This window comes from Erwinia sp. V71 (assembly GCF_965644245.1).
Taxonomy (GTDB): Bacteria; Pseudomonadota; Gammaproteobacteria; order Enterobacterales; family Enterobacteriaceae; genus Erwinia.
In genome coordinates this window covers 1-277 of the sequence record NZ_CBFFRK010000323.1, presented here as the reverse complement: position 1 = coordinate 277, position 277 = coordinate 1, and the positions used below count along the sequence as shown (strand labels likewise).

1 pseudogene is annotated in these 277 nt (G+C 49.8%); it reads right to left on the bottom strand.

Going from position 1 to position 277, the window contains the following annotated elements:
• Positions 1-31 precede the first annotated feature (31 nt).
• Positions 32-277 (bottom strand): annotated as a pseudogene (locus ACSZO1_RS22820) (hypothetical protein); the annotation flags it as partial.

Genomic DNA, 277 nt, shown 5'->3' with positions numbered 1-277 from the left:
GTTCCGGCAGCCTTCAGTGGTCTTTGCAGAGTTAAGACAGGCGGCTTAGCGTTGCACTTCGAACTTGAATCCGCCAGGCGTAATCTTTATATAAAAACAGCGCAATCAGCTGCAACAGCGCAATGGACAGGCCGATACTGGCTGCGCGTGATAATACTGAACGCAGGGAAGCGCGTGCGGTTTTGATGCGTACGCAAAACAGGTCGTGACGCAGACTTAGTGTTGTTGTACTCTTTGCCCTTTGGATGATTGATGGCAAAGATTGATGTGGTTTGTC